Here is a 25,915-nt window from a genome sequence, read left to right as displayed (position 1 = left end):
CTCCAACGCGGCCACGCCGTCGCGCTGCGCACGTCGCCGGTCTTCACGGTCGAGTTTGTCTATCACGGTCATCATTCTGCTTTCGTGTCAGGAGCAACCCCTTACACAAACCATCTGACACCCTCCCCGGCGAGCGATCCGCCACCGCCCATCAGTACCATCCGAGCCCTCTGCGGGCTCCACATCCTGACCGGCCACCAACGCCAACAAGGCGACCGCTTCGGCCGGTTTCCCGCCCGCCTCGGAGAGTTGCTCCACCGGGAGAGCGCCGAGCAGCGCCGAGGCGTCGTTGACCAGAGCGGTCACCAACCCCTCGCGGGCGGCTTCGTCGTCCCACGCGATCCGCGGCTTCCCGATCGCGGTGTAATCCTGCCCCGACGCCGCGGCCAGTCGGGTGCACTCGATGGCGACCAGATCCTTGGCGTCGGGCACGTCGCGGGCGACCCGACGGATCGCTGCGATCAACTGGGTGACCGTGTCCTGGCGGGCCACCGCGTCATCCAACACGGTCGAGTCCAGGGCGCGTCGGTGCTTGCCCGTGAGCGCCCCGGTCTGGGCGATGACCTCCCGGACCACCTCGAAGATCCGCTGCGGACGCTCACTGGCAGCCAACCGCTTCCGCCAGTACACCAGCGTGGTCGGATGAAACCCTCCGGCGTCGATCGCATACCCACACGCGGCCTTCCACCGCAGGTCGAACGTCACCGCCTCAGCGGCCTCCCGATCAGTCAGGCCCTGCAACGCCTGCAGCACGATCACCGAGGCGACTACCTCGCCGGGGATCGACGGGCGACCCCGTCCCGAGGGGAACAGATCGGCGAACAACCCATCAGGGAACAACCTCGACCGGTGCTCGGCCAAGAACGCGAACACACTGCCCGCCGGCAACAGATGCCCAGCCACCGACGACACATCCCACAAGTCCCGCTGCTTCCCCGCCTCACCCTGCACCACCCAACAATTTCAGGTGCTGCCCACGATCAGCCCAAGGCGCGCGGATTGTTCAGCAGGCTCCTAGAGCAGCAGGAGGATCATCCCGATGATCATCAAGAGGCCGAACACTCCGTAAACGAGAAGGTCGCGGGTGCGCAGCGGGCGGGCCGCCACCTCCACCTGGGGCTCCTGCGCCACATGATCGAACACCTCGACATCACCCGCAGCACCGTCGCGCCAGTCGAGTTCATGGGTCTCCAACCGGATGGCGGCGTCGGGAAGCGACAACCGCCGCAGCGGGTCCGGCTCGGTAAGCGCCAGCATGATCTGCCACAGCGAGTCCGGCACGCCGGTGGGTGGGGCTTCGTGCCGCGACACGTCCTGAGGCCGCAGACCGGTCAGCAGGTGAAGGCCGACGGCGCCCAGCGAGTACGCGTCCGAGGCCGGGCTGGGATCACCGAGAGCGGCCAGCTCGGGAGCCAGGTAGCCGGGGGTGCCGCTCACCAGTCCGGTCTCGGTGAACCGGGGGCCGTCCAGCTCGACGGCGATCCCGAAATCTGAGAGATAGGCGTGGGGCCGGCCTGTGCCGGTGGCGTCAAGGAGGATGTTGGCCGGTTTTACGTCGCGGTGGACGAGTCGGGCTTCGTGGACGGCAATCAGCGCGGAGGAGATCTGACGGAGGATCTCGGCAGCGAACAATGGTGGGAGGGGTCCGTAGTCTCCCACCAGGGTGGCGAGTGAGCCGCCGGGCACGATCGGGATCGTGAAGAGCACCCGATCATCTTCACCCGCCCAGCCAAGGGGCACCAGGACGTGAGGATGGTGGATCCGAAGGCTCTGCTCGCGCACGAACCTCAGCAGCGACGTGCTGTGCGACTGGCGCAGGATCTTGGCTGCGACGATCCGGTTCTGCTTGAGGTCCTCCACCCTCCACACGGTGCCCATTCCACCCTCTCCGAGGGGCTCGAGCACTCGATATCTGCCGGCGAACACCTCAGCCATGGATGGGCGCGTCCGCGGCGAGTCGGAGCAGAGACGCGAGTCTGGGCGCGGTGGTTGCCTCGGAGAGCCGACGCAGTTCCTCTGCCGGCGCGGCTGCGCGGAGAGCATCGACGGCACCGGCGTCGCGCATCGTCGACATGGTTGGCTGGGCTTCGTGGATCGCGGCCAAGCGGCGTTCCTTCTCGTCGGCAGTCAGTCCTGGTCCGACGGCGGCCAGGTCTGTCAGAGATTGGAGACGACCGAGCACCGCCGGGTTCCCGATCTTGACGCGGCGCGCACCGATCAGCTGCGACAGCATCGGTGCGGAGAGTCCGAGCACCTCGGCCAGGCGCACCTGGGTGAGGCCCAGTGATGACATGATGCGGCCGACGATATCCGCGACCGGCTCGCCGTAAAGCTCGCGCTGCGTCTGACGGTTGACGTCTTCCGGTGCGCTCATCGACTCTCCTCCGACTCCCGCCAAACCACAGGGCGCTGCGCCTTGCTCCTCGGGATCCGTGTCCCAGACCAGTATCCATGCGCGATCCTGACGGGCGCCAGCCAGACCGGCACCACAGACCCACGATCGAATAGAACCCGAGGTGAACGGCGGTGATTCCTGGACCGCGAAGGCGGTGGCCACCGGCGAGGTTAAGCCCTTCTTCAAGGGACTGGAGCCGGTGGAGGCCGTCGTGATCCGGCACCGGGAGACGGGACAGGACATCCTGCTGGTGCACGGGCACCAGGTCGACTCCCCCAACGTTTCATAGGCTTCGAGGCCGCTGCGCGGCACCTCAGCCAACAGGACTGCGCACGTCTCACCGGCGAAAGACCTGTCGCGCGTCAGACTTAGTGGCAGGGGTTGTTAGTTGCTGAGGCAACGCCCCTACTGGAAGGTCTAAGAACAATGAGTCGTCCCCCGGTGATCCCGGCGGAGAAGAAGATCCGCATTGTGCTGAGCGTGCTTCAGGGTGAGGTCTCGATCGCGGAAGCCGCGCGTCGGGAGAAGGTGTCCGAGCAGGCGATCGGGAACTGGAAGCGCCAGTTCCTCGAGGGCGGGAAGGCGGGGATCGAGGCCGGCAAGTCGAAGCCCACGTCCCGCGAGCCGCGAAACGCGGCGCCACCTCACTGCAGATCGCCCGCCAGACCCGGCACAAGGACCTGGCCTCCATCGGCATCTACACCCGCATCGAAGACGCCTGGGAAGAAAACGCCGCCACCCAACTCCCCCTCTGAAGACGTCGGCCGGACTTGGCCTCGAATCATCCACGGGTCCGGCCGGAGGCCCCCCTGGCCACTCCCCCGCTTCACTCTGAGGATCGGGCACTGACTGAGGCCGGGCTGACGAGGACCCGACCAGGTTCGCGACCGCGCATCCGCTCCCGACCGTGGCCGTGCGCGACCCCGACTTCTCCGAGACCCGGATGTGGCGCGGCCCCGTCTGGGTCAACACCAACTGGCTCGTCGCGCAGGGGCTTCGCCGCCAAGGGCTGATCGACAAGGCCGAACGCCTTGAGCGCGCGACCCTCGAACTGGTCGCGGCGCAAGGACCCAACGAGTACTTCCGCCCCGACACCGGGGTCAAGCCCCCGAGGGCCACGACGGTGTTCGGATGGTCCGCCGCGCTGACCGTCGATCTGGCGGTGGCCCACTCCTGAGCCCTGGTCTAGGGTGGTCGCCGTGACCTTGCTCGGCCAGCCCCACCACGACCCCTCCGAGCTCTACGTCGCGGACCCCCACCCCCACCGGGGCGACACCGTCGAACTGCGCGTGCGCGTGCCCGCCGGCCAGGTGGCAGCGGTGCACCTGCGGCACATGCACGACGGCGAGGCGGCGTTCGTCGCAGCCGCGCCCACCGACGGGCCCGGGCCCGACGAGTGGTGGGCCGCGCGGGTGCTGGTGGACAACCTGACCCTCCAGTACCGCTGGTTCCTCGTCATGGCCGACGGCGGCACCGCTTGGCTGAACGGCTCCGGCGTCCACCGTCGAGACGTCACCGACGCGGCCGACTTCCGCCTCATCACCACCGCCGCGCCCGCCTGGGTGGCCGACGCCGTCGTCTACCAGGTCTTCCCCGACCGGTTCGCGCGCAGCGCCCGCGCCGACGAGCGGCCGACTCCCGAGTGGGCACATGGCGCCCGCTGGGACGAGCCGCTGCGCACCTACGACCAGCAGCAACACCGCCAGATCTACGGCGGCGACCTCGACGGCATCATCGAGCGCCTCGACCACATCGCCTCGCTGGGCGCGACCGTGCTCTACCTCACACCCGCGTTCCCGGCCGACACCAACCACCGCTACAACGCCAGCACGTTCGACCGGATCGACGACCTGCTGGGCGGCGACGACGCCATGCGCCGGCTCATCGACGCCTGCCACGCCCGCGGCATCCGGGTGATGGGCGACTTCACCGCCAACCACACCGGCGCGACGCACGAGTGGTTCCTCGCCGCGCAGAACGATGGGAACGCCCCCGAGCGCGACTTCTACTACTGGACCGACGAGTACCCCGGCTACGCCTGCTGGCTCGGGTTCAAGTCGCTGCCCAAGCTCAACCACGCCTCGCCCGGGCTCACCGAGCGCCTCTACGGCGAGGATGGCGTAATCCGACGCTGGCTACGGTTCGGGCTCGACGGGTGGCGCATCGACGTGGCCAACATGACCGGCCGCCTGGGCGGGATCGACCTCAACCGCGAGGTCGCCGCGCGGACCCGCGCCGCCGTCGACGCCGAGGGCGACCGCTGGCTGGTGGCCGAGCACTTCTACGACCTCCACCACGACGTCGACGGCAGCACCTGGCACGGCGCCATGAACTACGCAGCGTTCTCCCGGCCCGTGTGGGGCTGGCTCGAGCGGCCTTCGACCAATGCCGAGGACGCCCACTTCTCGGTGACGCGGCTGCTGCCGTCGATCGACGGACCGGCGATGATCGAGACGATGGCGGAGTTCATGGCGCAGGTCCCCTGGGCCGTGACGACGGCGTCCTTCAACATCGTGGGCAGCCACGACACGGGTCGGATCCGCTGGCGGGTGGGCGACGAGGGTCGCGCCATCGCCGCGCTGGGCCTGGCCCACACGCTGCCCGGCGTGCCGATGGTCTACTACGGCGACGAGATCGGTCTGGTCGGTGAGACCGGCGAGTACGGGCGCCGCCCCTTCCCGTGGCAGGCCGAGGAGACGTGGGCGACCGGCACCCTCCAGGCAGTGCGCGAGCTGGGCGCGCTGCGGCGCGACTCGCACGCCCTCCGCCACGGCGGTCTGCGGTGGATCGGGGCGACGGAGGACGCCGTCGCGTTCGTGCGTGAGTCGCGGCAGGGGTCGGCGCTGGTGGTCGCCGCTCGCGAGGCGACCGGGCAGAAGACCGTTCCGACGGCCCTGCTGCCGGGCATCGAGTCCGGCCGCCTGGCGCTCGGCAGCGGGATCCGGGTCGAGGGCAACCAGGTCGTGATGGAGGCCGAGCGCGGGGGCATCGCCGTCTGGGTCTGGTGACACACGACAGCGACCCCCGGCGGGTGCCGGGGGTCGCTCTCGTGTGAGGGGTCAGGACGCGGGCGTCGGATCGCCCTGCTCTGCCGGCGGAACGTACTCGCCGCGGAGCATCTGCTCGGCGGAGGGACGCAGCTCGTCGGCCGCGGCCTTCGGGTCGGAGACCTTCAGGCGCTTGATGTAGCGCTCGTACCAGAGGATGGCCAGGCCGAGGAACACGACCACGCCGCCCACGTTGTAGACGAGGGTCAGCCAGATCTCCTGGCCCAACGGGATGGTGCAGGCGATGAACACGAAGGCGAACACCACGAGCAGGAAGGACGCGACGGCCAGGCCGAAGCTCTTGCTGCCCATGCGGAACTCGCGGGCCACGTTGTCGTACTTGCGGCGCAGGACGAAGTAGGCGAGCAGGATCAGCAGCGGAGGCAGCAGCGCCGTGGCGGCGGTCATGTTGATGACGATGCCGAGCAGGTCGTTGATGTTGCCGGAGCCGAGCGCCGGGATCACGAGGATCGGGACGACGATCGCGAACTGCAGCCAGGCGGCGCGCCACGGGATGCCGTCCTCGTTGAGCTCCACGAGCTTGCCGCCGAAGATGCCCTTGGGGATCTCGGAGAAGAAGATCCTCCCGGTCCTGACGATCGTGACCGACAACGGCGGCCCGTTCCGCTCGTTCACGTTCGAAGCGTTCATCGCGACGCGCCCCGAGCTGCGGCACGTCCGCACGCGGGTTCGAACGCCCGGGCAGAATGGATCACGCGAACGCGGGTTCGGGACGATGAAGTACGAGTGGCTGTTCCGAGAAGAGATCAACGACGGCCTCCAGCTCGTCGAGCACGTGAACGCCTACCGGCACGACTACAACCACGTCCGACCACACGAAGCGATCGCCTGGAACCGACCCGCTGACGTCTACGCCGGCACCGCCGACCCCACCGTCCCCAACTTCGAAACCAAAGAAATCCTGCCAACTACTTGACGCGGGACAGACCCAAGCGCTAGGTCTGGTCCCCGCTACGACACCGAACTACCAAGTAGCTTGGGTCGACTGCCGTGGGGCGACACAACCCGGACGTGGAATCGTTGCTCGGAATCCATGCCTCAATCCTGCAGGTTGATCAGCTCAAATCTGCAAGTTCACAGCCTCTTGTCTGTAAGAGTGACACCCCTTACTTGCCTGCACCACTTCCGCGATCTCGACGGCCTCGAGGTCGACCTCATCATCGAACTAGCCGACGGGCGTCTCCTGTCCATCGAAGTCAAGAGCAGCACCTCCATTACCGGCGGCCTGGACCAACCTCATCCGCTTCAGAGACCGCTTCCCCGACCTCAACATCACGGGTGCCTGCCTCCACACCGGAACCCAGACCGCCGTCGTCGGCGGCTGGCCGCACATCCTTCCCGTTACCGCACTCTGGCAGCACTGATTCGGAGGCCGTTCGCGGCTTCTAGATCCGGGCAATCAATCGGCTCTCACCGTGGGACCCTCTGCGCCGGCTGACTCGGCTCTTCACCGTCGACGGCACCGACAAGGGCCGTCACTGTCACTGGGATGCGGGCAGCAGCGACGACGGGGTGCCGCTGTACGTCACCACCAACTCGTCGCGCGCCCGCGACGCCGCCACGTACAGCAGCGAGCGTTCCCTCAGCTGCGCCTCGCTGAGTTCCTCGTCGTCGTAGTCGTAGGCCTTCAACCCCATGGGCATCGAGTCCTTGCTCAGCCCGAACAGCAGCACCCGCGCGAACTCCGTGCCCTTTGCCCGGTGCATCGTCAGCGCCACCGGGTAGCCGGGCCTCACCGTCCCCGCCTCCAGGGCCCGGACCTCGACGCCCCGCTCCCCCAGCCCGGCGACGACCCGGTCGCGAGTCACCCGGTCGCGGACCAGCACCGCGACCGTCTCAGCCGCCACCTCACCGCTCCCCACCCAGGACCCCACCAGGTCCGCCGCGAAGTCCAGCTCCGCCGTCAGCGTCGGGAACGGCCGCACCTCCGGCTTCGGCCCGGTGCGCGCCGACAGGTAGCCGGCCATGGTCTCGGCCTCGCCGTCGGAATCGATGACCTCCTGCCCCGTCAGCACACCGACGGCCCACGCCAGGTTCTGCGCCGTGGTGCGGTAGTTGAGCTTCAGCCCCCGCGACCGCCCCTGCGTCCGGATCCCGTACGCCGAGAGCATCAGCTTCTGACCGTAGATCCGTTCACGGCCGCGATGGACTACTACTGGAAGAACGACTTCACCTACATCGAGGCCGGCGACGGCGACGAGCTCTGGGAACACGACTACAAACACATCATCAGGGCCAACCGCGCCGTGTGGGAGCAGCTGCTCCAGTTCCACGGCGCCGGCAAGTACATCCGGATGTGGGGCAACCACGACCTCGTCCTGAGCGAGCCCCAGTTCGTCCGCAAGCACCTGTGGACGGCGAAGGACGTGGCCACCGGCGAGGTCGAGCCGTTCTTCACCGGACTGGAGCCGGTAGAGGCGGTCGTGTTCCGGCACCGGGAGACGGGTCAAGACATCCTGCTGGTTCACGGGCACCAGGGCGACTTCCCCAACGATCAGGCGTGGCGGTTCAGCAGGCTCATGATGCGCGTGTTCTGGAGGTACGCCCACGCCTTCGGGTTCCACAGCCCCACCAGCCCCGTGGCCAACTCGGACAAGCGGCACAAGGTGGAGCGCAACTACGTGAAGTGGATCCGCCAGAACCGGATGGCCCTGATCTGCGGCCACACCCACCGCGAGAGGTTCCCGCGCAGGAACGCGATGCCCTACTTCAACTCGGGCAGCTGCGTCTATCCGTCGCACATCACCGCCCTGGAAATCACGGGCGGCACCATCGCGCTCGTCCGATGGCGCGTGGATCCGAACGAGGACGCGATCCTGCAGGTCACCCGCCGGGTGGTGGCCGGGCCCGAGCCGCTGTCGAAGTTCGACCTCCGACTCCCATGAACCGGTCGCATGTCAGCTGGAGGCTTCACAGCGACTGCCCGTGGTCTTCGTGGGTGCCCAACTGACCACAGGACCGGTGCCGGCGAGAATGAACACCGCCCCAGGCCTCCCCTCGATCGCGGTAACCTCCCGGCGTGGACTTTCGCGATCTGCCTGACGGACGCCTGCGGGTTACGGCCCAGCAGCGTGATCATGCCGCCGCCATCCTCCGGGAGGCGGTGGTGGACGGTCGGTTGAACGTCGATGAGCTGAACGCTCGGCTCCCCACCGCCCTCAACGCCTTCACCCGCGAGGACCTCTACCGGATCCTCGACGACCTGGTTCCCTCGGCGGCGCTGCCCGCCGTGGTCGCGGAGCAGGTCCCCCTGGGCGACGGACCGGGGATGCGGTGGGAGAACCCGCTGCTGATCCGCACTGGATGGTCGGGTCACGCCCAGGAGGGCGCATGGGACCTGCCGCCGTTCGTGGAGATCCTCGGCACCGGCTGGGGAGGCGTCAAGCTGGACTGCACCCGCGCCCGGCCGCTCGCGCGGGTCATCGACATCGTGATCACCGGCAACCCGTCGGTGACCGTCATCGTTCCCGACGGCTGGGGGGTTGACGCGCAGCAGCTGAACGTCAGCGGGCAGTCCGGCACGATCAGCTCCATGGTGCCCACGCGCCCGATGGGCGACCTCCCGCGCCTGATCCTTCGGGGAAGCACGACGATGGCGGTGAAGGTGCGCAACCCGAGCCGTCGGGAGCGAGCGATCACGTCCGGCTGAGTCTCTGCGTTCCGCACAGACCCCACCACCCGGGCGTGGATGGCTGCGGGTGTCGTCTGGGTCGATGCCGTCGCACCAGCCTCTGGGGTCAGTCGCGCCGGTCGACTCAGCTCGGCTCGTGCCGATGTCCGTGCACCGCGAGGGCCAACTGGACGCGGCTGGTGACTCCGAGCTTGTCGAAGATCCGAGCGAGGTGGGTCTTGATGGTCGGCAGCGACAGGAACAGCCGACCGGCGATCTCGACGTTGGTGAGCCCTTCGGCGACCAAGCGGGCGATCTCGGTTTCGCGCTCGCTCAGCCCCTCCAGAGGGTCGGTCGCCGCCTGCTGAGTGGCCCGCGTGGCGGCGGCGACGAGGCGCTGCAGGACGAGGGGCGAGAAGGACATCGTCCCCGCCGCGGACTGCTGGACCGCCGCGACCAGGTCTGGTGGCGGGGTGTGCTTCAGCAGGAAGCCGGATGCCCCGGCATCGAGCGCGCGCACCAGGAAGTCGTCGGTGTCGAAGGAGGTGAGCATGACGACGTGGGGCGGGTTCGGCAGCGCGCGGATCCTTCGGGTGGCCTCGACGCCGTCGCACCGCGGCATCCTGACGTCCATCAGCACCACGTCGGGGTTCAGTTCGGTGACCTGGGCGACCGCCTCCAGCCCGTCGGCCGCCTCGCCCACGACGGTGATGCCGCCCGACCCTTCGAGGATCAGCCGCAGTCCCGCCCGGACCAGCGCCTCGTCGTCGACGAGGAGCACCCGGATCCCGTTCACGCCCACGGTAACCATGCTTCCACGAGAAACTCCCCCGACACGACGCGGGCCTGGAACCGGCCTCCGATCAGCGCCATCCGCTCGGTCAGCCCGGCCAGGCCCATCCGCGACCCGGGGGCGTCGACGGGCGCGAGCGGCACGGGGTTGCGGACGGAAACGGAGATTCCACCGGCCGGCCCGCCCGCGATCGTGGCCGTGATGGGCAACCCGGGGGCGTGCTTGACGGCGTTGGTGAACGACTCCTGGAGGACGCGGTACAGGTGCCCGGTCGTGGCCGTGCCCGGCTCGCCGGGGCCCACGTCGAGGGTCAGGTCGACGGGGTGTCCGGTGGCACGGACGGTGTCGGCGAGCGTGCGCACGTCGGCCAAGGTCGGAGCCGGGGCCGTCCCTGCCTCCGGCGGTCGGAGGACCGCCAGCACCTCATGGAGTTCCTCGACGGCCGTCTCGGCCGCCGCCCGGATCACTCCCGCAGCCTCGCGGGCGACGGCGGGGTCCAGATCCGCGCGATATTCGAGGGCGCCCGCGTGCAGCGAGATCAGCGCCAGCCGGTGCGACAACGAGTCGTGCATCTCGCCGGCGATGCGGGTGCGCTCGGCCTCGCGGGCCTGCATGACGCGGGCGGCCTGTTCGCGACGGGCCAGGTCGGCCTCCTGCTGCAGGGAGCGCCACAGCTCACGGCGACTGCCGCGGTAGAGGCCGAATAGCACCAGGATGGCGACCAGGACAGCAACCCCGATCGCCTCCTGGGCCACCGTCGGCGCGGCCGCCCCCAGCGGGACGATCAACCCTCGACCGGCCGCGTACGCGACACCGAAGGCGGCGACGGTCAAGGCGATGGCCGGCCAACGACGGCGGGCGGCGATGGAGACGAGGGCGACGCCGGCAGCGGTCGCCGCGCCGTCGGAGACTGCCGCCAGCGCGATGATGACAAGCGCATAAACGACCGCCCGTTGCTCTCGCTTCTCGTCCGGGGCCCAGATGGGTCCGACCGGGGCCCGGTACAGCACCCTGGGCAGCAGCACGAGCGAGCCGACGAGGCCGCCCAGGTTGAGCAGCATCGCAGACGGGCCGAGCCAGCCGGCCAGCGGCGACTCCAGGTAGCCGGGCAGAGCGACCAGCGTCACCAGCACAGACACCGCCGAGACGACGATCATCAACGCCACGCTTCTGACGTCCTGCGGCGGGCGGCGGGTCCCGACGGGCGAGGGCTGGACGGTCATCGGCCCACCCTAGGGCAGCGGAGAGCCCAGCCGGTGTCGTCCGAAGGCATGAACCTGGACCATCCCTTCGGCCCCGTCAGGCACCCGGTTGACCGATGGTGCCTGGGCGCGGCGGGTCGCGAGGATGACGTCATGAACACATCAACCATCACCCTTGACCCGCCGCACCCCGTGCTCAGCCCCCCAGCTGCGCCGGAGCGTCCCGACTACCACCGGATCGCCCGGACCCAGGCCAACTACCGCTGGTGGCGGCCGTTGGTCACCGCCGTCGTGGCCGTGGTGTCGTACGCCGCGATGATGCTGCTGCTGTTTGCGACGGTTGCCATCGTTGTGCTGATCAACCCTCAGTTCGAAACCTCGGTGGACCTCCTGAGTGTAGACACCGACATGTACAACCCGTATCACTTCGTGGGGACGATGGTGACGCTGATCCCCATGATCCCGGCGGTGATGCTGGGCGTGACCGCCGGCCGACGCCCCGTCGGTACCCTCCTCTCCGTCGCGGGGCGCCTCCGCTGGAGAGTGCTCGGCCGCTCCCTGGCCATCTGCCTCGGGGTGTACCTGGCGGGCCAACTGTTCTTCCTTGCGCTGGCCTGGTTCGAGGGGGAGCCCGTCGCACCCACGTGGCACCCGTACAGCTGGTGGCTGATCCTCGGCGCGCTGCTGATCGTGCCGTTCCAGGCCGCCGCCGAGGAGTTCGCCTTCCGTGCGCTACCCATGCAGGTGTTCGGCGCGTGGCTCCGCAACCCGTTCTGGGGGATTCTGCTGCCACTGCCGCTGTTCGTCGTGGCCCACGACTACAACGCGGCTGGGCTGCTCGGGGTGGCCGCGTTCGCGCTCGCGGCGGGCGTGCTCGTGTGGCGGACCGGCGGGATCGAAGCCGCCATCGCCCTGCACGTGGTGAACAACTCGCTGGTCTTCGCGTTCGGCGCCGTCGGATGGCTGGACCTGAACTTCCCCGAGTCGACCATCCTCGACACGCTGGCATCGACCGCGATCCTGGCCGTCTGCACGGTGCTGATCCTGTGGGTCGAACGGAAGGCCCGCCGGAGCCGCTCGGCGAAGTCTCGCTAGCCGCCGCTTCGCTCAACGACCCGGCTCGCCCACGTGCGCGAGCCGGGTCGTCAGCTGTCCCCCCGATATCGCGCCACCGCCCCGACCTACCGGGCCTGCCGAGGAAAGTCATCAGGAGGCGCTGCAACTGACCACCCGCCGGCTAGAGAGCCTGCAGATACGCATCTGAAGGTTGGGGCGGCACACAGAGCGCCATGTCCGGGGTGCTGTCAGGCGACGGGGTCGAGCCTGCGGACAGTGGGTACTCCGGCGGCACGCTCGGCCGCGAGGTCATAAGCCGACTGCAGGGCCAGCCAAGCACGGGCGGTACTAACGCCAGCCCCCTCCAGTCGAACAGCAAGGTTGGGGCTCAGCCGGGCATGGCCGTGCAGGACGCGGCTCAACGTCACCCGGGAGATCCCGAGCCGTGACGCAGCCTCTCCGACACTCAGCCCGAGGTCGGCCAGCACGTCCTCACGCAGGATCTCGCCGGGATGTACCGGTGTCTTCATCACCATGCTGTCCACCTCCTGGTCAGTGGTAGTCCTGATAATCAACGGGTTCGACGTCACTCTCAGCGAAGCGGAACGTGACCCGCCAGTTGCCGTTCACCCAGACCGACCAGTGCCCGCCCAGGTCCCCTTTGAGGGGGTGGGTCCGGAACGACGGGATCGCGAGATCGTCGGGGGTCTGTGCCACGTCAAGCAGCGACAAGATGCGCAGCAGTTTGGGGACGTGAGCCGCTTGAACACCCTTCTTCGAACCATCGCGATACAGCCGCTCCAAACCCTTGTGCCGGAAGCTGACGATCACAACACAAAGCGTATCGCGTAGCGCTACGCGATACAAGCCTCGCTCATGACCGTCGAAGTCGACCCGCAGCATGATCGGGCGAGCACTGGATGCTGATCGCCCTCTTGAAGAATCGCTCGTAGACCGGTAGGCCCGAGAGTGCCACGCTGAAGACATTACGGAAAGCAGGTTCGCACGCTTCGACCCTCCCTGGACGCCGTGGTTCCTCCGTCGCAACGAGGTGGTGCTGCCGATCTCCTTCTCACCCGGCCTGTGACCGGGGTGGGCGCAGACTGCGCGCCCGCCACCAGGCAGTGAGGACGACGACCACGCCGACCACCAGCAGAAGGAAGCTGACGGACAGGGTGAGCCACTTGCCGGCGGTGAAGATCGGCGCCAACTCCGCCAGCACCGGGGTCCGCGCCGGATAGCGTGCCATCACCGTCGCGGCGCAGACGTTCTCGGCGTAGTCCAGAGCCACCACGACCACCGGCAGCAGCGCCACCCCTCGCCACCGGCTCTCAGGAGCTGCGCCCCGGGCCCAGACCCAGGCGAGCGTCGCCACCAGGAACGCCCCGTACACCGGCGGCCAGATGACATCGAACGTCACGCGTGCGTCGACGTAGGCGGCTCGACCATCCGGCCCCCACGCCTCGGCCGCCGCGTACAGGTCGTCCGGCCAGTACCACAGGGATGTGTCGGGGGCTGGGTAGCGGACCGTGTAGAACGCGCCCGCCTCAGCCTGGTCGGGCAGCACCGTCGCGGTGAACACCACGAAGAGCAGCGTTGCCCCGATGGCCATCCACCCCCGCACTCCGTGCGCCAAGCGCTCGCCTATCCGTCCCATCAACGTGTCATCGTCCCCTGTCCCGGGTCTGCCGCGCGGATGCCACCCCCTCAGTCGGTGACGGTGAGCCCGCGCCAGAACGCGACGCGTCCGCGAAATGGCTGGCCGCGGGCTTGGTCCGGGGGCAGTGCCAGGCGGCGTACGCATTTCATTTCCTTCAGGTGTCCTACGCGTCAGGCTACCTTCGCGCGGGTTGCGCGGGTTGAGTGTTTTGATGAGCCATGAAGATGCGCGCCGCCGTCGTCGCCTCGGTTCTCGTCCTGGTTGCCTGCACGAGCGACCCGGCCCCTGAACCCACCTCCTCCCCGACCCCCACTGACCGAGTCAGCACCAGCAGCAAGCCGACGCAGGCGAGCACGCCCGAGTCTGCCCCGGTTCAGACGAGCCCCGCACTGGAGGAAGCGTTCACGGCACCGGAGAGAATCGAGGGTGAGGTGGCGCGAGTCACCTACTTCGACGGCGCTGCGGTGAGTGAATTGACAGGCGCCCCGGATCTCCATATCGGCTACCAGATTCGGGCTTCCTGCCACGGGAACGGCTCCATCACCCCCGAGCTCTGGGTCAACGGTGTGAAGGCTTCAGGCGGTGTGACCTGGGAGTGTTCCGATGAACTGCCCGCAGCGGTGAACGTCGATGCGGCCGTGCCGCCCCTCAAGAGCGTCGACGATGTCCAGATCCGCTTCTCTGAGCTGACAAGCGGCCAAGAAGCGTGGGCGGTGCTGGAGCCCGCGATTCCCATCGAGGGTTGATGCAGCACCAAGCCACTCTCGGGCCATGACGAGTGTGGACTTGCGGGCGATCTGACGCGCTCAGCCCAGCTACGTCCGGTCGGCCGGAGGCGTCACGCAGGAGCACCGTCACGGAGACAATCGGACCATGAGGCAGCGCGAGACGGGGAGATTCGTGCGGTGGGCTGAGCGACAGCCCTCGTGCAGGTCGGGTCACGCTGGTTGTGGCAGGCCACGGCCTATCTCGGACTCAGCATCTACCTCGGTTCGGTCGCGGCCATCGGGCTCGTCGCCCTGTTCGCAGGACTGCTCCTGCTGTACGTGAAGGTGGTCGAGGAGAAGGAACTGGAGGCCCGCTTCGGCGACGCGTACCTGCAGTACAAACGCAACACCCCCTTCCTGATCCCTTGAGTGCCCTCACGATCCCCGAAGCGAGGATGAGGGCGACTCTTGGCCACGACCGCTCTCGGCGGTGGGGTGGGGGCGCGGGTGGCGGCCGTCACACTGATCCCTGTGGCTCGCCGTCGTCATCACCGGTCACCGACGGCAGCAGCCCCGACGGCGACCCGCTGTACGTGACCACCAACTCGTCGCGGGCCCGCGACGCCGCCACGTACAGCAGCGACCGTTCCCGCAGCTGCGCCTCGCTGAGCTCCTCGTCGTCGTAGTCGTAGGCCTTCAACCCCATCGGCATCGAGTCCTTGCTCAGCCCGAACAGCAGCACCCGCGCGAACTCCGTGCCCTTGGCCCGGTGCATCGTCAGCGCCACCGGGTAGCCGGGCTTCACCGTCCCCGCCTCCAGGGCTCGGACCTCGACGCCCCGCTCCCCCAGCCCGGCGACGACGCGGTCGCGGGTCACCCGGTCGCGCACCAGCACCGCGACCGTCTCCGACGCAATGTCCCCACTGCCCACCCAGGAGCCGACGAGGTCCGCCGCGAAGTCCAGCTCCGCCGTCAGCGTCGGGAACGACCGCACCTCCGGCTTCGGGCCTGTGCGCGCCGACAGATAGCCGGCCATGGTCTCGGCCTCGCCGTCGGAATCGACGACCTCCTGCCCGGTCAGCACCCCGACGGCCCACGCCAGGTTCTGCGCCGTGGTGCGGTAGTTGAGCTTCAGCCCCCGCGACCGGCCCTGGGTCCGGATCCCGTACGCCGAGAGGATCAGCTTCTGACCGTAGATCCGCTGGTGGGCGTCCTCGGCGATGAAGATGTCGTTGGGCGCCTCGGCCGCCAGCGCCCGGACCAGCTGCCAGTGGCAGGGCTTGAAGTCCTGCCCCTCGTCGACGAGCACGTGCCGGGCGGGCCGCTCCCCCGTCGCCTCGAGGTGGGCGGCGGCGATGGAGGCGGCCTCCGCGAAGTCGAGCGTCCCCGCCTCGCGGGCGGCGCCGCGGTAGGCCTCGACGACGGCCCACACCGCCTTGCGTCCCGCCCGCGACAGCCGCACCCCGCGGCCCGGCCTCGCCACCTTGAGGTAGTCGGCCAGCTGCGTGATGCGGTGAGGCAGGATCACCATCTCGTACTCGGCGGCCAGGAACGCGGGCTTGCGCAGCTTCTGGTCGAGGTCCTCACCGGCGCGCAGCACGGCCTGGCGCCACGCGGCGTCGGTGTCGGTCCGGCCCCCGATGTCGGTCCGCCCCACGCCCAGCACGGCCGCGACGGCCTCGCTCACGTCCGCGCCCGCCGACTGCAGCACCGCCCGGGCCAGCGCGTCGATGCCCTTGACGTGGAGGCCGGGCGCGCCGAGGGCGTCGGCGAAGCGCAGGTCGGGGTCGAGGCGCTCGAGGCTACGGGCAAGTTCAGCGGCCAGGATGGTGGTGAACGTGGTCACGACGATGGGCGCGTCCGGGTCTCGACGGCAAGCCGCCCCGACAAGCCTTGACGATCTACTCTCACTGGGCTGGTGTCGCGAGCCTATCGAGCATCGCAAACGCTTCCGCCCGGACCACGGCGATGCCTCGATTCAGGTCGCTACGGAGAGCCTGGTTGGCGCGCACCGATTCGGTCACGCTGTCGATCTCACGAACAGCGGCATCGAACTCTGAGTCGAGTTCCGTCCGCACTTGCGCAAGCGCCGACCGTGAGATGTCGTCGCACTGCGCCAAGACCCTGCCCACCAGGGCGTTACGTCGACGGAGCTTCTCTTTCATGACTCGCACTTCCTGGCGCTCGTCGCTGACAACTGCGTACGCCTCCAGCGCGACTGGCAGGACAAGAGCTCCGGCTTTGGCGAACTTTCCGATGTTGTTCGCCCAGCGGACGGCCTGCCAGGGTTCGAACTTCCACCCCGCGAGCTTGCCCACCTTGTAGACGATCTGATGACCGCTGCTGCCGGCAGCTTGCTTGATGCCATCGCCAGCACCCCAGCTCTTCTGGAAGCCCTTCAGGTGTTCTGCTGCCTTTGGCCCCCAGGCAGGTACTCGCCGCTGCTTGCGACCCGTATCTCGCAGGAGCCCTCTGTCCGCCGGGATTTCCTGAGCCTCGATGACGCCCTGAACGTCCAGCTCTCGCAACTGGTGAGCGTATGGCGAGGCTTCAATCTCGCGCACCTCGGAGGTGAAGTCCGCGAGTTGCGAGCTCACGACGGCATGCACTCCGTCGGTGAATCGCTGGTTGGCCGCGGATAGCTGAGCGTTCAGCGTGTCAGAGGCGGCTTCAAGCTTGGACCAGTCAGGGTTCTCAGACTCCTCGATGGACTCGGCGGTGTCCGCCAGTGTCTCGACAGCTCGGATGCATGCTGAACGAAACTCTGATGCCTCTCGGTCGAGAGCCGAGTCGAGAAGCCCACGGCGATTCGTCAGTGCCCTACGCTGCCGTGCCAGCACGGTGAGGACCGCCTCCTCATCTGGGTCATCGGTTAGCGCGGCCAACGCTTCGCCAGCGGCCAACGCGATCTGCTGAAGAGGAACGCGGAAACGGGCCAGTTCCCCACGCTCTCGGGCGATTTGGTTGATCGTGTCTGTCACTTCCGTCATGCCGGATGCCTCGATACGGCGGGTAGCGCGAAGCCGATCGTTCTCGTGGAGGCCATCAAGGTAAGTCTTGGCATCGCACTCGGCCCAAGGCACCTGATCCGCAAATGTGCCGAGTGCTGCTCGGACCGCAGCTTCGCGTACACCGTCTGCGGCGTGAAGCGTGCGGCTCTTGGTGATGACTACCAGGAGCTGCGGCGCCTTCCGCAGGTCTTCGGTGATGTGCCGCAGGTGCTCGACCGATCTGTCATCGAAGAGATCGACGGTGACAGCGAACAGGACCAGGTCGGCGGTACGGAGCGCCTCTTCGGCCAGGCGGTCGTGTTCTGACAAGCCCGCTTGCACACCAGGTGTGTCAACGAGGTCGACCAGTCCGTCCCAGTCGAACACCTGGACCTGGTCGGTCGCGACTGCGGAGTCGATGACAACCTCGGCCGCTTCGTCGGTAAGCGCCTTGATGAGAGTCGATTTCCCGCTGCTGTATTGCCCGGTGAGAACCATCCGCGGACGTTCGTGTTCGTCAACGACGAGGAGGCCAAGGAGCTTCGACCGCTCGTCTGAGGGAAGCTGGCCGAGCAGCTCCGTCAGGCGTTGGGAGAGGTCGCGTACGGCTGCAGGGGCAGCGTGAAATAGCAGGTCATTCATTCCGGGGGACTCCTAGCGAGTTGGGGCGAGCGATTGTGATCTGGGTACCCAGATGGTCCGAGAGTGTTGCCGACCACGCAGCTAGGACGGGTTCGGGCACGAGGGCATCGATCGTGACGGAGGTGCGGTCAGTGTGCGCGCGCAACACCTTCGGCACTTGCTCGGTCAGGCCGAGTACATATGAAGCAGCGCGCGCGCCGGGTATCTCGGGAGACGGTGGTCGCCCGAACGTCATGACCTCGGGTGACGAGGGCGGGAAGAGCCAGGATTCCGCGAAGGATTGCTCAGTCACCTCGACCGCGATGCACACGCCGGCGAGTCTCGTGACCCGCTCGACAGACGCGGCCAGACGCGGCCGTCCGTCGACCTGGAGGAGGCAGACGGCCGTGTCGTGATCGAGTGCTGCTGTGGCGGCGCTGATGAGCTTCTGTTGACCTGCTAGGAGCTCGGCTACATCAAGCACAGCTACCTCCGCCTCAGCCCGTTGCTCTGCGGTTGAGGACAGATCGGCGCGGATACGTCCGATGATGGTGTCGGTCTGGGTACGAGCCTGGCGCTCCATCTCCTCCAGGACGTTGCCGATTTCAACGCGCAGCAGTTCTCGGTTTTCTTCAAGGATTCTGCCCTTCCCCTTGAATAGGGACTGCACCTTCTTTCGAAGCGGGCTGACCAGGGCGGTGCCGACCCCTCCCACGATCAACCCGACACCGGCTCCGATCGGCCCTCCAAATGCGCCTCCGGCGAGGGCTCCTACTTTCGCGCCCAGCAGGGCCGCGGCGAGCGCCCCGCCAGCACCGACTACCGCACCCGCAGCGCGTCGCTTCCAGAGGCCGCGGAAGTCCCGCAGTCCTTCGATCCGGGGAGCGGCCAGAGTGGCCGTTGACCACTCCTGCTCGGCGGCGCTGTTTGCCTCGGCGATGGCCCGTGAGAGTTCGTTGAGGTGCGAGGTCAAAGCCTGATCGAGCTCAGCGATGAGCGAGTCCTGTTCTTCTTCCCACTTCCCCGCCACCTGCGGACCGAAGTCGGCGATGGTCTGGTGCCATCCGTGCCGCTGGCCAATCATGCGGACCGTATCGTCTTCCACGCGCTGCTGGCAGGCGTCCACTAGCCGTGCGGCGCGGAGTTGCTGGTCCTTTCGGAGTCCTCGCGCAACACGCACGAGGTCCCGAATCTGCTGCTCGCTGTCGGCTAGGACTTCGCTCAGCATCTGAGCTTGAACGCGCACCTCGTCAGTGGCCCGAAGCACCCGGCGAGCGATTCGGTGGACCCGCGATTCCTGCTCAAGTGTGCCTAGAAGATGCTGGATCCTACTCGCGCTCTTGAGGCCAGAGCCGAACTCTTCATCGGTTCGAGCTTGCCGCGCCGCTTCGGCATGCAGCATCACCTCGGCCAAAGGTTGGACTCCTGCGGCCGAGAGGTGAGCGCGGATCGTCTCGAAGTGTCCTTGGTGCTGGTCGAACACGGACGCGGGATCATCCAGGAAGTCCTCACGATCGAGTTCATCGAAGAGGCGTGCGCGGCAGTTCAAGGCGACCACGACGGGCTTGCCTCGGAACGCCACGGCACGGAGCGCCTGAGCCGTCTCTTCCTGGAAGGAGTCGTTGCTGGCGACCCACAACACCAAGTCGGCACCTGGAACTTCTGCCATCGCAAGGGCGACGTCCTCAGCTCCATCCTTGGCTCCAACACCGGGCGTGTCCACGATCTCGACTTCCTGAAGATCGAGGGCGGGAGCTGCGAACACATCGCGGGAGGTGCGCTGAGCTCCGACACCGATTCTCTCCGCAGACCCGCCGGTGAGTGCCGCCAGAAGTGTGCTCTTGCCGGCCATCGTGCGACCCATGAGAACCACTCGCATCGGTCGACCGGCTGTAGTGGTGTCCGCGATGGCAGCGGCTTCCACGAAGTCAAGGAGGTATGCGGTGGTCTCGTGGCTTCTCAGGGCACGAACGCTCCCGCGGTGAGCTTCGCGCAGAACCGAGCGGCAACATGCAACTGCCTCGGAGTGCGCGGGCAGCGGATCATCGCTCGTCGGTTCAGGGCCGAAGAACTGATCACGCGCCTCGGGACTCCAGTCGTGTCGCGCCTTCATGCTGCCGAGCCTTCAGTCCCAGGAGGAAGCGTTAGAGGTGGCGCGGTACTTGGGCGGACGAGTACGACCTGGTGACGTGCTCGGGTGATCCCGACGCGGAGAAGGCGGCGAGTCGCAGCGAAGGGAGGTCTTTCCCGCTTCTCATTGAAGAACGCCCCGGCGTACTGGCCCTCAACGATGACGACGCCATCGAACTCCTTGCCCTTGGACTTGTGCAAGGTCATCAGCACAACGCCACGAGGCTCGGTCTCGGTCGCCAGCAGCTTTCCCAGATTGAGTGCGCGTTGCACGATGATTCGGGCACCTTGGTAAGCTCCGGTTTCAGCCCACTGTGCTGCTAACCGCCCGCCGATCTCGTCGGTTGCTCTGAAGAGCCTTACGAACCGCGCGGCCGTGAGCAGTTCAGCGAGTTTGTCGCTAGATTCCAGAACCGCGCGCGCAGTGAGCCAGTCGGCGATTGCATCGCCGCGGAATGCGAGGCCAGCCTCGCAGGCGCGCTTCACTGCCTTCGCGGCTCCTGATCGAGGTTCCTTCCCTGCCCTGACGTTCGACGCTGCCGCGCGGTAACTGGCGGCGATGTTCTGAGCAGAATTGCTTGGGTGCTCCGCGTTCTTCATATCGTAGAAGTCCGCAATGCAGTCGAGAGTGGTAGCCGCCGCCGATGTGACGTCGTGGAGGGGCCACTCAAGGATCGAAGCCACAACTTGGGCAGCCGCGGCCGTCAACTCCGCGTCCCACACGACGTGATGTTCCAGCGGCTTCAGCAGGTGCTGGTTGCACGTGTGCTCCTTGCCAAGCATGAGCGAGATGTCGCTGACGTAGCCATTCGACCGACCGAGAACAGCGACGCTTGGATGTTCGATTCCCGCCTTTCTGAGCTGCGACAGCATCCACGTGACGGCAGCATGTACCGAGGCTTCGTGATTCCTTGGGTACGTGGAGAGTTGCTTCACATCGCTCGTGGTCGGCAGCGTCTCGTTCGCCATGACTGCATCCGCAAAGGACAAGATGCTCGCGTTGGGACTGCGGTGATTGGCTCCGCCGAAATCGAACTCTTTCGGGGTGAACGTTGCACGGTACTGGTCCAGCCGACGTGGATCGATGTCCGCCTGATAGTCGAAAATCCGTTGGTCGGGATCCGCGAGTGTTACCAGAGTGCTGTTGAGCGCGAGTTGCTGCACCAATGCCCACTGCGCGTCGTCGGTGTCCTGAAACTCGTCGAGGATGACGATCGGGTACATCTCTGAGATCAGCTCGCGAACGCTCGACGAGCGGGCGAGGAGGTCGGCAGCGCGATCGGCGAAGGTGGAGAAGGCGTATTTCCCATCCTCAACAGCCAGTCGCTGCACTTCTATCGCCCAATCGCCCTCATGCTTTGCCTTGGCGAGCCGTTCGGGGCCAGGGAACAGGATGGTTGGATGCCTCCCGTTGAGAAGACGACCGTGACTCCTGAGGATGTCCATGCAGAAGGCGTGATATGTCCTCACTGCGATCTGCTTGCGCTCCTTGGCGGTGAGGATGTCCTTGCATCTCAGAAGCACCTGTCGAACGGCAGCTCGCGAGAAGCTCAGGAAGAGGAGCTCTTGACCGCCCTCCAGCGCGGCGATCTGCCGCTGAGCTTTGAGGAGTGCGAGAGTAGTCTTCCCCGATCCAGGGCCGCCGGTGACGAGCACGGTCCCGTCCGCCTCAAGTGCGGACAGGCCAACGTCGGAGAGACTGATGTTCATTCGTCCCCGTCGGCAGCCTCATCGTCAACTGGTTGTCCATGCGCGTCAGTGGGAGTAGCTGCTGGTGTAAGGACTTCGTTGATCCGTTCGAGTGCAGCAACCAGGAACTCCGGCAGGTCATCCCGGCTCTGACAGCCTTCGATGAGCAACGCGGCGTAGCCGTAGGCATCGCCCTTGCGCGCTTCCAGAGTCTTCAGCGCGATCTCGGGGAGGTCGGCGTCCGTGATCGAAGAGTCGTACTTCGCTTGATGTGCCGGGAAATCAGGCAGCTGAACGGCCTTGTCCATGAAGCGCCGCAGCACCGCGGTCGGTACCTCGGAGACGATCAGTTCTTCGATGCCTTCGACCGGCGACTCCCAGAACTCCTCGAAGGACTTGAGTGACACGGCATTTCCCCCGGTGTACGGTGTGGTCTGCTTGTCGACCATTCCGAATGGGACCTTGCCAAGAGCTCGGAGGATCGGTGCCCATCGGGGCACATCGCCGTCGCCGTTCGCGGTGAAGATGGTGACGCCGGCAAGGTCTGGGTGAACATAGTCAGCGCTCGACTTCTCCAAGACTGCTGCTGCGATCGGGAGAATGGATGCTTCGGTCTCGCCCTCGACGACGAGGACGCCTCGGCTCAGGATCGCTTCGGAGAATTGGCGACGTTGGCTGCGATAGCTCTTCAGCTTGATGCCGGCTGGATTGATGGGCATGCCCTCCACGTCGCCGCCGGATTCATGACTGAGCATGATGATCTCGTTCGGTTCGAACTGCTCAATGACGTACGGCGAGTGCGACGTCACGATGGCCTGCCCCATTTCCCTCTTCACGAACCGCGCTACTCGGCGCTGAGTGTGTGGAGGGAGCGCGATCTCGGGCTCTTCCATCGCGAAGATGACGGACTGTCGCTCTTTCAAGTCAGCGATCATCGTGAGCAACGCGAAGACCAAGAGGTTGACGGTACCGGTCCCTTGTCGCGTGAAGGGGACGGCGTGATCACTTGGCCCCGTCGCTACGAACAGCCTCACGACTTCCCGAAGGTGCTCACGGGTGAGGTCCGAGGCAAAGAAGGCCGTGGCGTCATCGTTGCCTGCCAGCCGAACGAAACCGCCTGCTCGTTCGCGAATCTGAGTGAGGAGTGACTCTAGGTCTGGGATTGCACCGATCGCTGGGTCGAGGTCGCGCATCTGCCGAAGCGTTTCCATCCACATCTCGGCAGAACCCTCCTCGCTCAGCCGGAGGACCGTGTCGAGGAGTGAACCGCGCTGGAGGCCAAGCGCTCGCGATCCAGTGCGCAGAGCGCGGAGATACACGAACCCGCAGAGCCGCTTGTGAGCCCTGGTGAAACGATCGCGTCCTCCGCCGAGTGAACTCGCCTCTTCGTCATCAAGCTCGTCAAGTTCCGGAAGCGGATGCTCAAAGAACGTATCAGCTTCAAAGTCGTCCTCGACGGCGTCATATCGCGCGCGGAAGGAGACTGGAAGCGCCCAGGTTACGCCCTCGTCGTCAGCGTGCTCCGCGCCGTTCTCCAGATCATCGACGAAGCTCCGATCCGTGTCGTTCCACCGTCGGAGGTGCCCTCCGAACCTTCGGCGTGCTTCGTCGGGCAGGTCAACAACGACTGCGCGAATGACGATCGGGATGGCCGTCTTGTCAGCGTCTAAGTATGTGCTTCTGTGGAAGTCGTGCTCGTCCACAACTGGGCGTCGACTCGTGCGCTCTGGCCCGAGGACGAGGTCAAGAGCCTCGCACACGGTTGACTTGCCGACGTTGTTCCCACCAACCAACAGAGTGTTGTCTGCGAAGACAACCTTGCCTAAGCAGACACCGCGGAAGTTCTCGATTTCCAGCTGGCGAACTTTCATCTGTTCGCCTCAGCTGCGGTCTCAAGGATGTAGGTGATGCCGAACGCGAAGACCTGGCGGAACTCCTGGCGGCGGGAGCGGAGGTCGAATTGGCTACCGGAGCCCTTCTGGAAGATGTCGAGGCCCCGTCCGAGGAGGAGTTTCCACCCATGGTCGGTGCGGATCGACCGGTCGTGAATGGTCTCGTCCCAGGTGACGGTGAACTGGATGCCGACGGTGGCGGCGCTGTCCTGTATGTCCTTGAGCATGAGGAGGTGCTGCTGCGCGTATTCGCCGCGGTCTTCCTTGGTCACAAGCTTTACTGCGATCTCGTCGGCGGGGTCTTTGCTCGCTGCCAGCAGTGCGAGTAGGTCGACGAGGTTGCGTCCTTGGTGCGGCAGGCGGATGTAGGGATCGACGATGGTGATCTCAGTCGCGCTGCGCAGGTACGGCATGAGCAGCGTCTCGTAGGAGACCCCACGCTGGTTCTCCTGGAATTCGCGGTGGCCCTCGAACAGTTGAGGCGCTACGTCGACCGCCGGCGGGGCCGGAACTCCGGCCTCCTCGCCCGCCAGCTCGGAGGGGACGGACGGCTCGGTGCCTGGTTCGGTCTCGATGCGTCGTGCCTGGTAGTAGTCGGGGTACTCATCCTCTTCCAGCGCGGTGACTCCGTGCCAGGTGCCTGCCTTGTCGGTGTAGCCGAAGTTGACGGCGGCCATCGTGGTGTCGATCCGCAGGATCTGGTCCTTGACGCGTTTGCGTCCCTCGATGGCGAACCGGAGTAGCTCCTCGATCTCTTCCGGTGTCGCCTGGCCGTTGGGGTAGATGAGTTTCATCAGGCCGGAGAAGGTCTTGTGGATGCCGTCGCGGTCGCGCGTGGAGATGTCGGAGCCGAGGGTGAAGTGCTGCTGGTAGCGGTCGGAGTAGTCGGTGTTGCGCATGAATCGCAGCACTTCGGCGATGTAGTCGACGACGAAGCCATAGCCTGAGGAGAACATCTCGCTGCGGATCGTGTCGACCTCCCAGCCGGGAATATAGAAGTGGAGCCGGTCGAGGAAGGCGGAGTCGTGATAGCTCTCGGGTAGCTCGTCGAACAGATCGGAGTGCTTGAGCATGTAGGGCACGTTATGCGAGGTATTGCCGACGAAGACCATCGACGCCTCGGCTCCGAGAGTCTCGACGCCACGGGAGAACGTCTTGTTTGCCATGTAGTTCTTCATGATGTCGACGAGTGCCTTGTCGGTGCGCTTCTTCTTGCCGGCGAACTCGTCGAACGCGACGACGTCCCAGTATCCGACCAGGCCGATGCGTCCGTTGGCGTTGTTGACGAAGAGCTTCGGGACAGTGACCTCACCGCCGGAGATCAACATGCCGTGGGGTGAGAACTCGGAGTAAATGTGGGACTTGCCGGTGCCCTTCGGGCCTAGCTCGACGAGGTTGTAGTTGCGCTCGACGAACGGGATGAGCCGGACGAGCTGCAGCAACTTGGCCCGCCGTCCGAACATCTCGGGGTTGAACCCGATGGACTGGATCAGCAGGTCGATCCACTCCTCAGTGTTGAAGCCTTCCCGCGAGGCGAGGTAGCCCTCGTAGTCGAAGTTCGACATCTGGATCGGCTTCAGGCTCCCCAGAATCCACGGCACGACCCTGGTGTCATCGCTGTGGAAGTACTCGATGTCGCAGATGCACCACACGCCGCCGACGAGCAGCTTCGGGTTCGCCTTCACCGTTGCCGGTTCGACGATCACGCCGCCCAGCCCGAGGTTGGCGAACGACGCCTGGTACACGTCCTGCTTGTCGTTCAGCGTCACCGTGACCTTGTCGATGATCCGGTGCCGGCCCTTCTCTCGGATGGTGGACTTCACCAGTTCCGACTCGTTGCGGTGCACGTAGTGGTCCGCAAGAATCTTGCGCACCGCGTCGATGCCGGCCTGGATCGTCGCTTCGTCATCGGACGCGGCGTACTGGCCGAGCAGGTACTCCAGAACGTAGGAGGGGACGATCGCGTTGCCCTTGACGGCCTTCACGAGGTCTTTGCGGACGACGGACCCGCCGAACAGCAGGTTGATCTTGTAGTCGAGGTCGCTCTGCTGCGGCGTGCTCGTCTCGGCGCTCGGGTTCTCGGTATCGGTCATGGCTGCTGC

The 25,915-nt window shown here is 66.5% G+C and carries 25 protein-coding genes and 1 pseudogene; 10 read left to right on the top strand and 16 right to left on the bottom strand.

Annotation, left to right across the window (positions count from 1 at the left end; all coding sequences use genetic code 11):
• Positions 1-126: 126 nt before the first annotated feature.
• The 3 genes and pseudogenes from H5398_RS07290 to H5398_RS07280 form a co-directional block, all read right to left on the bottom strand.
• Positions 127-951, bottom strand: a pseudogene (locus tag H5398_RS07290) (transposase); the annotation flags it as partial.
• 63 nt (positions 952-1,014) lie between these two features.
• A complete protein-coding gene (locus tag H5398_RS07285) occupies positions 1,015-1,935 on the bottom strand; it encodes a serine/threonine-protein kinase (protein ID WP_182799547.1) in 921 nt (306 codons plus the stop codon).
• A complete protein-coding gene (locus tag H5398_RS07280) occupies positions 1,928-2,374 on the bottom strand; it encodes a DNA-binding protein (RefSeq protein WP_182799546.1) in 447 nt (148 codons plus the stop codon). Before H5398_RS07280 ends, H5398_RS07285 begins: the two co-directional genes overlap by 8 nt.
• A 142-nt stretch (positions 2,375-2,516) precedes the next feature.
• On the opposite strand from H5398_RS07280, the gene H5398_RS07275 reads away from it, so the two are divergent.
• From H5398_RS07275 to H5398_RS07260, 4 genes are all read left to right on the top strand, one after another.
• Positions 2,517-2,684 carry a hypothetical protein gene (locus H5398_RS07275; protein ID WP_182799545.1) on the top strand — a complete coding sequence of 56 codons (168 nt, stop codon included), beginning with the start codon at positions 2,517-2,519 and terminating at the stop codon, positions 2,682-2,684.
• A gap of 137 nt (positions 2,685-2,821) precedes the next feature.
• Entirely contained in the window at positions 2,822-3,244 is a 423-nt protein-coding gene (locus H5398_RS16815) for a helix-turn-helix domain-containing protein (protein ID WP_220489198.1), read from the top strand.
• 58 nt (positions 3,245-3,302) lie between these two features.
• A complete protein-coding gene (locus H5398_RS07265) occupies positions 3,303-3,572 on the top strand; it encodes a hypothetical protein (protein ID WP_182799544.1) in 270 nt (89 codons plus the stop codon).
• A 22-nt stretch (positions 3,573-3,594) separates the two neighbouring features.
• Positions 3,595-5,403: a glycoside hydrolase family 13 protein gene (locus H5398_RS07260; RefSeq protein WP_220489197.1), complete on the top strand. Its 1,809-nt coding sequence runs from the start codon at positions 3,595-3,597 to the stop codon at positions 5,401-5,403.
• Positions 5,404-5,454: 51 nt separating this feature from the next.
• Here the strand turns inward: H5398_RS07260 and H5398_RS07255 are convergent, their stop codons facing one another.
• Positions 5,455-6,078 carry an amino acid permease gene (locus H5398_RS07255; protein WP_220489196.1) on the bottom strand — a complete coding sequence of 208 codons (624 nt, stop codon included), beginning with the start codon at positions 6,076-6,078 and terminating at the stop codon, positions 5,455-5,457.
• Between H5398_RS07255 and H5398_RS07250 the strand changes: the two genes are divergently transcribed.
• Positions 6,044-6,379: an integrase core domain-containing protein gene (locus H5398_RS07250; RefSeq protein WP_220489195.1), complete on the top strand. Its 336-nt coding sequence runs from the start codon at positions 6,044-6,046 to the stop codon at positions 6,377-6,379. The two genes, H5398_RS07255 and H5398_RS07250, sit on opposite strands and share 35 nt — an antisense overlap.
• Before the next feature lie 565 nt (positions 6,380-6,944).
• On the opposite strand, the gene H5398_RS07245 is transcribed toward H5398_RS07250, so the two are convergent.
• Complete coding sequence (locus tag H5398_RS07245; RefSeq protein ID WP_182799541.1) at positions 6,945-7,574, bottom strand: 3'-5' exonuclease; 630 nt, start codon at positions 7,572-7,574, stop codon at positions 6,945-6,947.
• Positions 7,575-7,607: 33 nt separating this feature from the next.
• Between H5398_RS07245 and H5398_RS07240 the strand changes: the two genes are divergently transcribed.
• Together H5398_RS07240 and H5398_RS07235 are read left to right on the top strand one after the other, a co-directional pair.
• Complete coding sequence (locus tag H5398_RS07240; protein ID WP_182799540.1) at positions 7,608-8,348, top strand: serine/threonine protein phosphatase; 741 nt, start codon at positions 7,608-7,610, stop codon at positions 8,346-8,348.
• Between the two features lie 134 nt (positions 8,349-8,482).
• On the top strand, positions 8,483-9,112 hold the full coding sequence (locus H5398_RS07235) for a DUF1707 domain-containing protein (RefSeq protein WP_182799539.1): 630 nt from the start codon (positions 8,483-8,485) through the stop codon (positions 9,110-9,112).
• A gap of 106 nt (positions 9,113-9,218) precedes the next feature.
• Here H5398_RS07235 and H5398_RS07230 read toward each other — a convergent pair whose 3' ends face one another.
• Positions 9,219-9,884: a response regulator transcription factor gene (locus H5398_RS07230; RefSeq protein ID WP_182799538.1), complete on the bottom strand. Its 666-nt coding sequence runs from the start codon at positions 9,882-9,884 to the stop codon at positions 9,219-9,221.
• A complete protein-coding gene (locus tag H5398_RS07225) occupies positions 9,866-11,089 on the bottom strand; it encodes a sensor histidine kinase (protein ID WP_182799537.1) in 1,224 nt (407 codons plus the stop codon). The genes H5398_RS07230 and H5398_RS07225 overlap by 19 nt, the downstream gene beginning before the upstream one ends.
• A 132-nt stretch (positions 11,090-11,221) precedes the next feature.
• Between H5398_RS07225 and H5398_RS07220 the strand changes: the two genes are divergently transcribed.
• Positions 11,222-12,163 carry a CPBP family intramembrane glutamic endopeptidase gene (locus H5398_RS07220; protein WP_182799536.1) on the top strand — a complete coding sequence of 314 codons (942 nt, stop codon included), beginning with the start codon at positions 11,222-11,224 and terminating at the stop codon, positions 12,161-12,163.
• A gap of 209 nt (positions 12,164-12,372) precedes the next feature.
• Here the strand turns inward: H5398_RS07220 and H5398_RS07215 are convergent, their stop codons facing one another.
• From H5398_RS07215 to H5398_RS07200, 3 genes are all read right to left on the bottom strand, one after another.
• A complete protein-coding gene (locus H5398_RS07215; RefSeq protein ID WP_220489194.1) occupies positions 12,373-12,660 on the bottom strand; it encodes a HigA family addiction module antitoxin in 288 nt (95 codons plus the stop codon).
• A 16-nt stretch (positions 12,661-12,676) separates the two neighbouring features.
• A complete protein-coding gene (locus tag H5398_RS07210; RefSeq protein ID WP_182799535.1) occupies positions 12,677-12,955 on the bottom strand; it encodes a type II toxin-antitoxin system RelE/ParE family toxin in 279 nt (92 codons plus the stop codon).
• Positions 12,956-13,196: 241 nt separating this feature from the next.
• Positions 13,197-13,760, bottom strand: coding sequence for a hypothetical protein (locus H5398_RS07200; protein WP_182799534.1), 564 nt, complete (start codon positions 13,758-13,760; stop codon positions 13,197-13,199).
• 242 nt (positions 13,761-14,002) lie between these two features.
• On the opposite strand from H5398_RS07200, the gene H5398_RS07195 reads away from it, so the two are divergent.
• Positions 14,003-14,530, top strand: coding sequence for a hypothetical protein (locus H5398_RS07195; RefSeq protein ID WP_182799533.1), 528 nt, complete (start codon positions 14,003-14,005; stop codon positions 14,528-14,530).
• A 180-nt stretch (positions 14,531-14,710) separates the two neighbouring features.
• Positions 14,711-14,920 (top strand): isoprenylcysteine carboxylmethyltransferase family protein, encoded by a 210-nt coding sequence (locus tag H5398_RS07190; protein ID WP_182799532.1) that lies wholly within the window; start codon positions 14,711-14,713, stop codon positions 14,918-14,920.
• Positions 14,921-15,008: 88 nt separating this feature from the next.
• Here H5398_RS07190 and H5398_RS07185 read toward each other — a convergent pair whose 3' ends face one another.
• The 6 genes from H5398_RS07185 to brxL all read right to left on the bottom strand — a co-directional run bounded on the left by H5398_RS07185 (position 15,009) and on the right by brxL (position 25,906).
• Entirely contained in the window at positions 15,009-16,337 is a 1,329-nt protein-coding gene (locus H5398_RS07185; protein ID WP_182799531.1) for a 3'-5' exonuclease, read from the bottom strand.
• 61 nt (positions 16,338-16,398) lie between these two features.
• The gene (locus H5398_RS07180; protein WP_182799530.1) at positions 16,399-18,123 is read right to left on the bottom strand and encodes a GTPase domain-containing protein; all 1,725 of its coding nucleotides are present in this window, start codon (positions 18,121-18,123) and stop codon (positions 16,399-16,401) included.
• Positions 18,116-20,215 (bottom strand): GTPase domain-containing protein, encoded by a 2,100-nt coding sequence (locus H5398_RS07175; protein ID WP_182799529.1) that lies wholly within the window; start codon positions 20,213-20,215, stop codon positions 18,116-18,118. Before H5398_RS07175 ends, H5398_RS07180 begins: the two co-directional genes overlap by 8 nt.
• Positions 20,212-21,942, bottom strand: coding sequence for a UvrD-helicase domain-containing protein (locus H5398_RS07170; RefSeq protein WP_182799528.1), 1,731 nt, complete (start codon positions 21,940-21,942; stop codon positions 20,212-20,214). The genes H5398_RS07175 and H5398_RS07170 overlap by 4 nt, the downstream gene beginning before the upstream one ends.
• The gene (locus H5398_RS07165) at positions 21,939-23,792 is read right to left on the bottom strand and encodes an ATP-dependent endonuclease (RefSeq protein ID WP_182799527.1); all 1,854 of its coding nucleotides are present in this window, start codon (positions 23,790-23,792) and stop codon (positions 21,939-21,941) included. Before H5398_RS07165 ends, H5398_RS07170 begins: the two co-directional genes overlap by 4 nt.
• Positions 23,789-25,906 carry a BREX system Lon protease-like protein BrxL gene (gene brxL / locus H5398_RS07160; protein ID WP_182799526.1) on the bottom strand — a complete coding sequence of 706 codons (2,118 nt, stop codon included), beginning with the start codon at positions 25,904-25,906 and terminating at the stop codon, positions 23,789-23,791. Before brxL ends, H5398_RS07165 begins: the two co-directional genes overlap by 4 nt.
• Positions 25,907-25,915 lie beyond the last annotated feature (9 nt).

It is taken from the genome of Tessaracoccus sp. MC1679, assembly GCF_014164775.1.
GTDB lineage: Bacteria > Actinomycetota > Actinomycetes > Propionibacteriales > Propionibacteriaceae > Arachnia.
This window is presented reverse-complemented; position numbering and strand designations above follow the sequence as displayed.

Excerpts from the sequence above, each read along its gene's own strand:
- brxL (WP_182799526.1), bottom strand. The coding sequence starts at position 25,906 with ATGACCGATACCGAGAACCCGAGCGCCGAGACGAGCACGCCGCAGCAG.
- H5398_RS07215 (WP_220489194.1), bottom strand. The coding sequence starts at position 12,660 with ATGGTGATGAAGACACCGGTACATCCCGGCGAGATCCTGCGTGAGGAC.
- H5398_RS07175 (WP_182799529.1), bottom strand. The coding sequence starts at position 20,215 with ATGAAGGCGCGACACGACTGGAGTCCCGAGGCGCGTGATCAGTTCTTC.
- H5398_RS07230 (WP_182799538.1), bottom strand. The coding sequence starts at position 9,884 with ATGGTTACCGTGGGCGTGAACGGGATCCGGGTGCTCCTCGTCGACGAC.
- H5398_RS07195 (WP_182799533.1), top strand. The coding sequence starts at position 14,003 with ATGAAGATGCGCGCCGCCGTCGTCGCCTCGGTTCTCGTCCTGGTTGCC.
- H5398_RS07165 (WP_182799527.1), bottom strand. The coding sequence starts at position 23,792 with ATGAAAGTTCGCCAGCTGGAAATCGAGAACTTCCGCGGTGTCTGCTTA.
- H5398_RS07245 (WP_182799541.1), bottom strand. The coding sequence starts at position 7,574 with ATGCTCTCGGCGTACGGGATCCGGACGCAGGGGCGGTCGCGGGGGCTG.
- H5398_RS07285 (WP_182799547.1), bottom strand. The coding sequence starts at position 1,935 with ATGGCTGAGGTGTTCGCCGGCAGATATCGAGTGCTCGAGCCCCTCGGA.
- H5398_RS07225 (WP_182799537.1), bottom strand. The coding sequence starts at position 11,089 with ATGACCGTCCAGCCCTCGCCCGTCGGGACCCGCCGCCCGCCGCAGGAC.
- H5398_RS07180 (WP_182799530.1), bottom strand. The coding sequence starts at position 18,123 with ATGAATGACCTGCTATTTCACGCTGCCCCTGCAGCCGTACGCGACCTC.
- H5398_RS07240 (WP_182799540.1), top strand. The coding sequence starts at position 7,608 with ATGGACTACTACTGGAAGAACGACTTCACCTACATCGAGGCCGGCGAC.
- H5398_RS07170 (WP_182799528.1), bottom strand. The coding sequence starts at position 21,942 with ATGAACATCAGTCTCTCCGACGTTGGCCTGTCCGCACTTGAGGCGGAC.
- H5398_RS07280 (WP_182799546.1), bottom strand. The coding sequence starts at position 2,374 with ATGAGCGCACCGGAAGACGTCAACCGTCAGACGCAGCGCGAGCTTTAC.
- H5398_RS07220 (WP_182799536.1), top strand. The coding sequence starts at position 11,222 with ATGAACACATCAACCATCACCCTTGACCCGCCGCACCCCGTGCTCAGC.
- H5398_RS16815 (WP_220489198.1), top strand. The coding sequence starts at position 2,822 with ATGAGTCGTCCCCCGGTGATCCCGGCGGAGAAGAAGATCCGCATTGTG.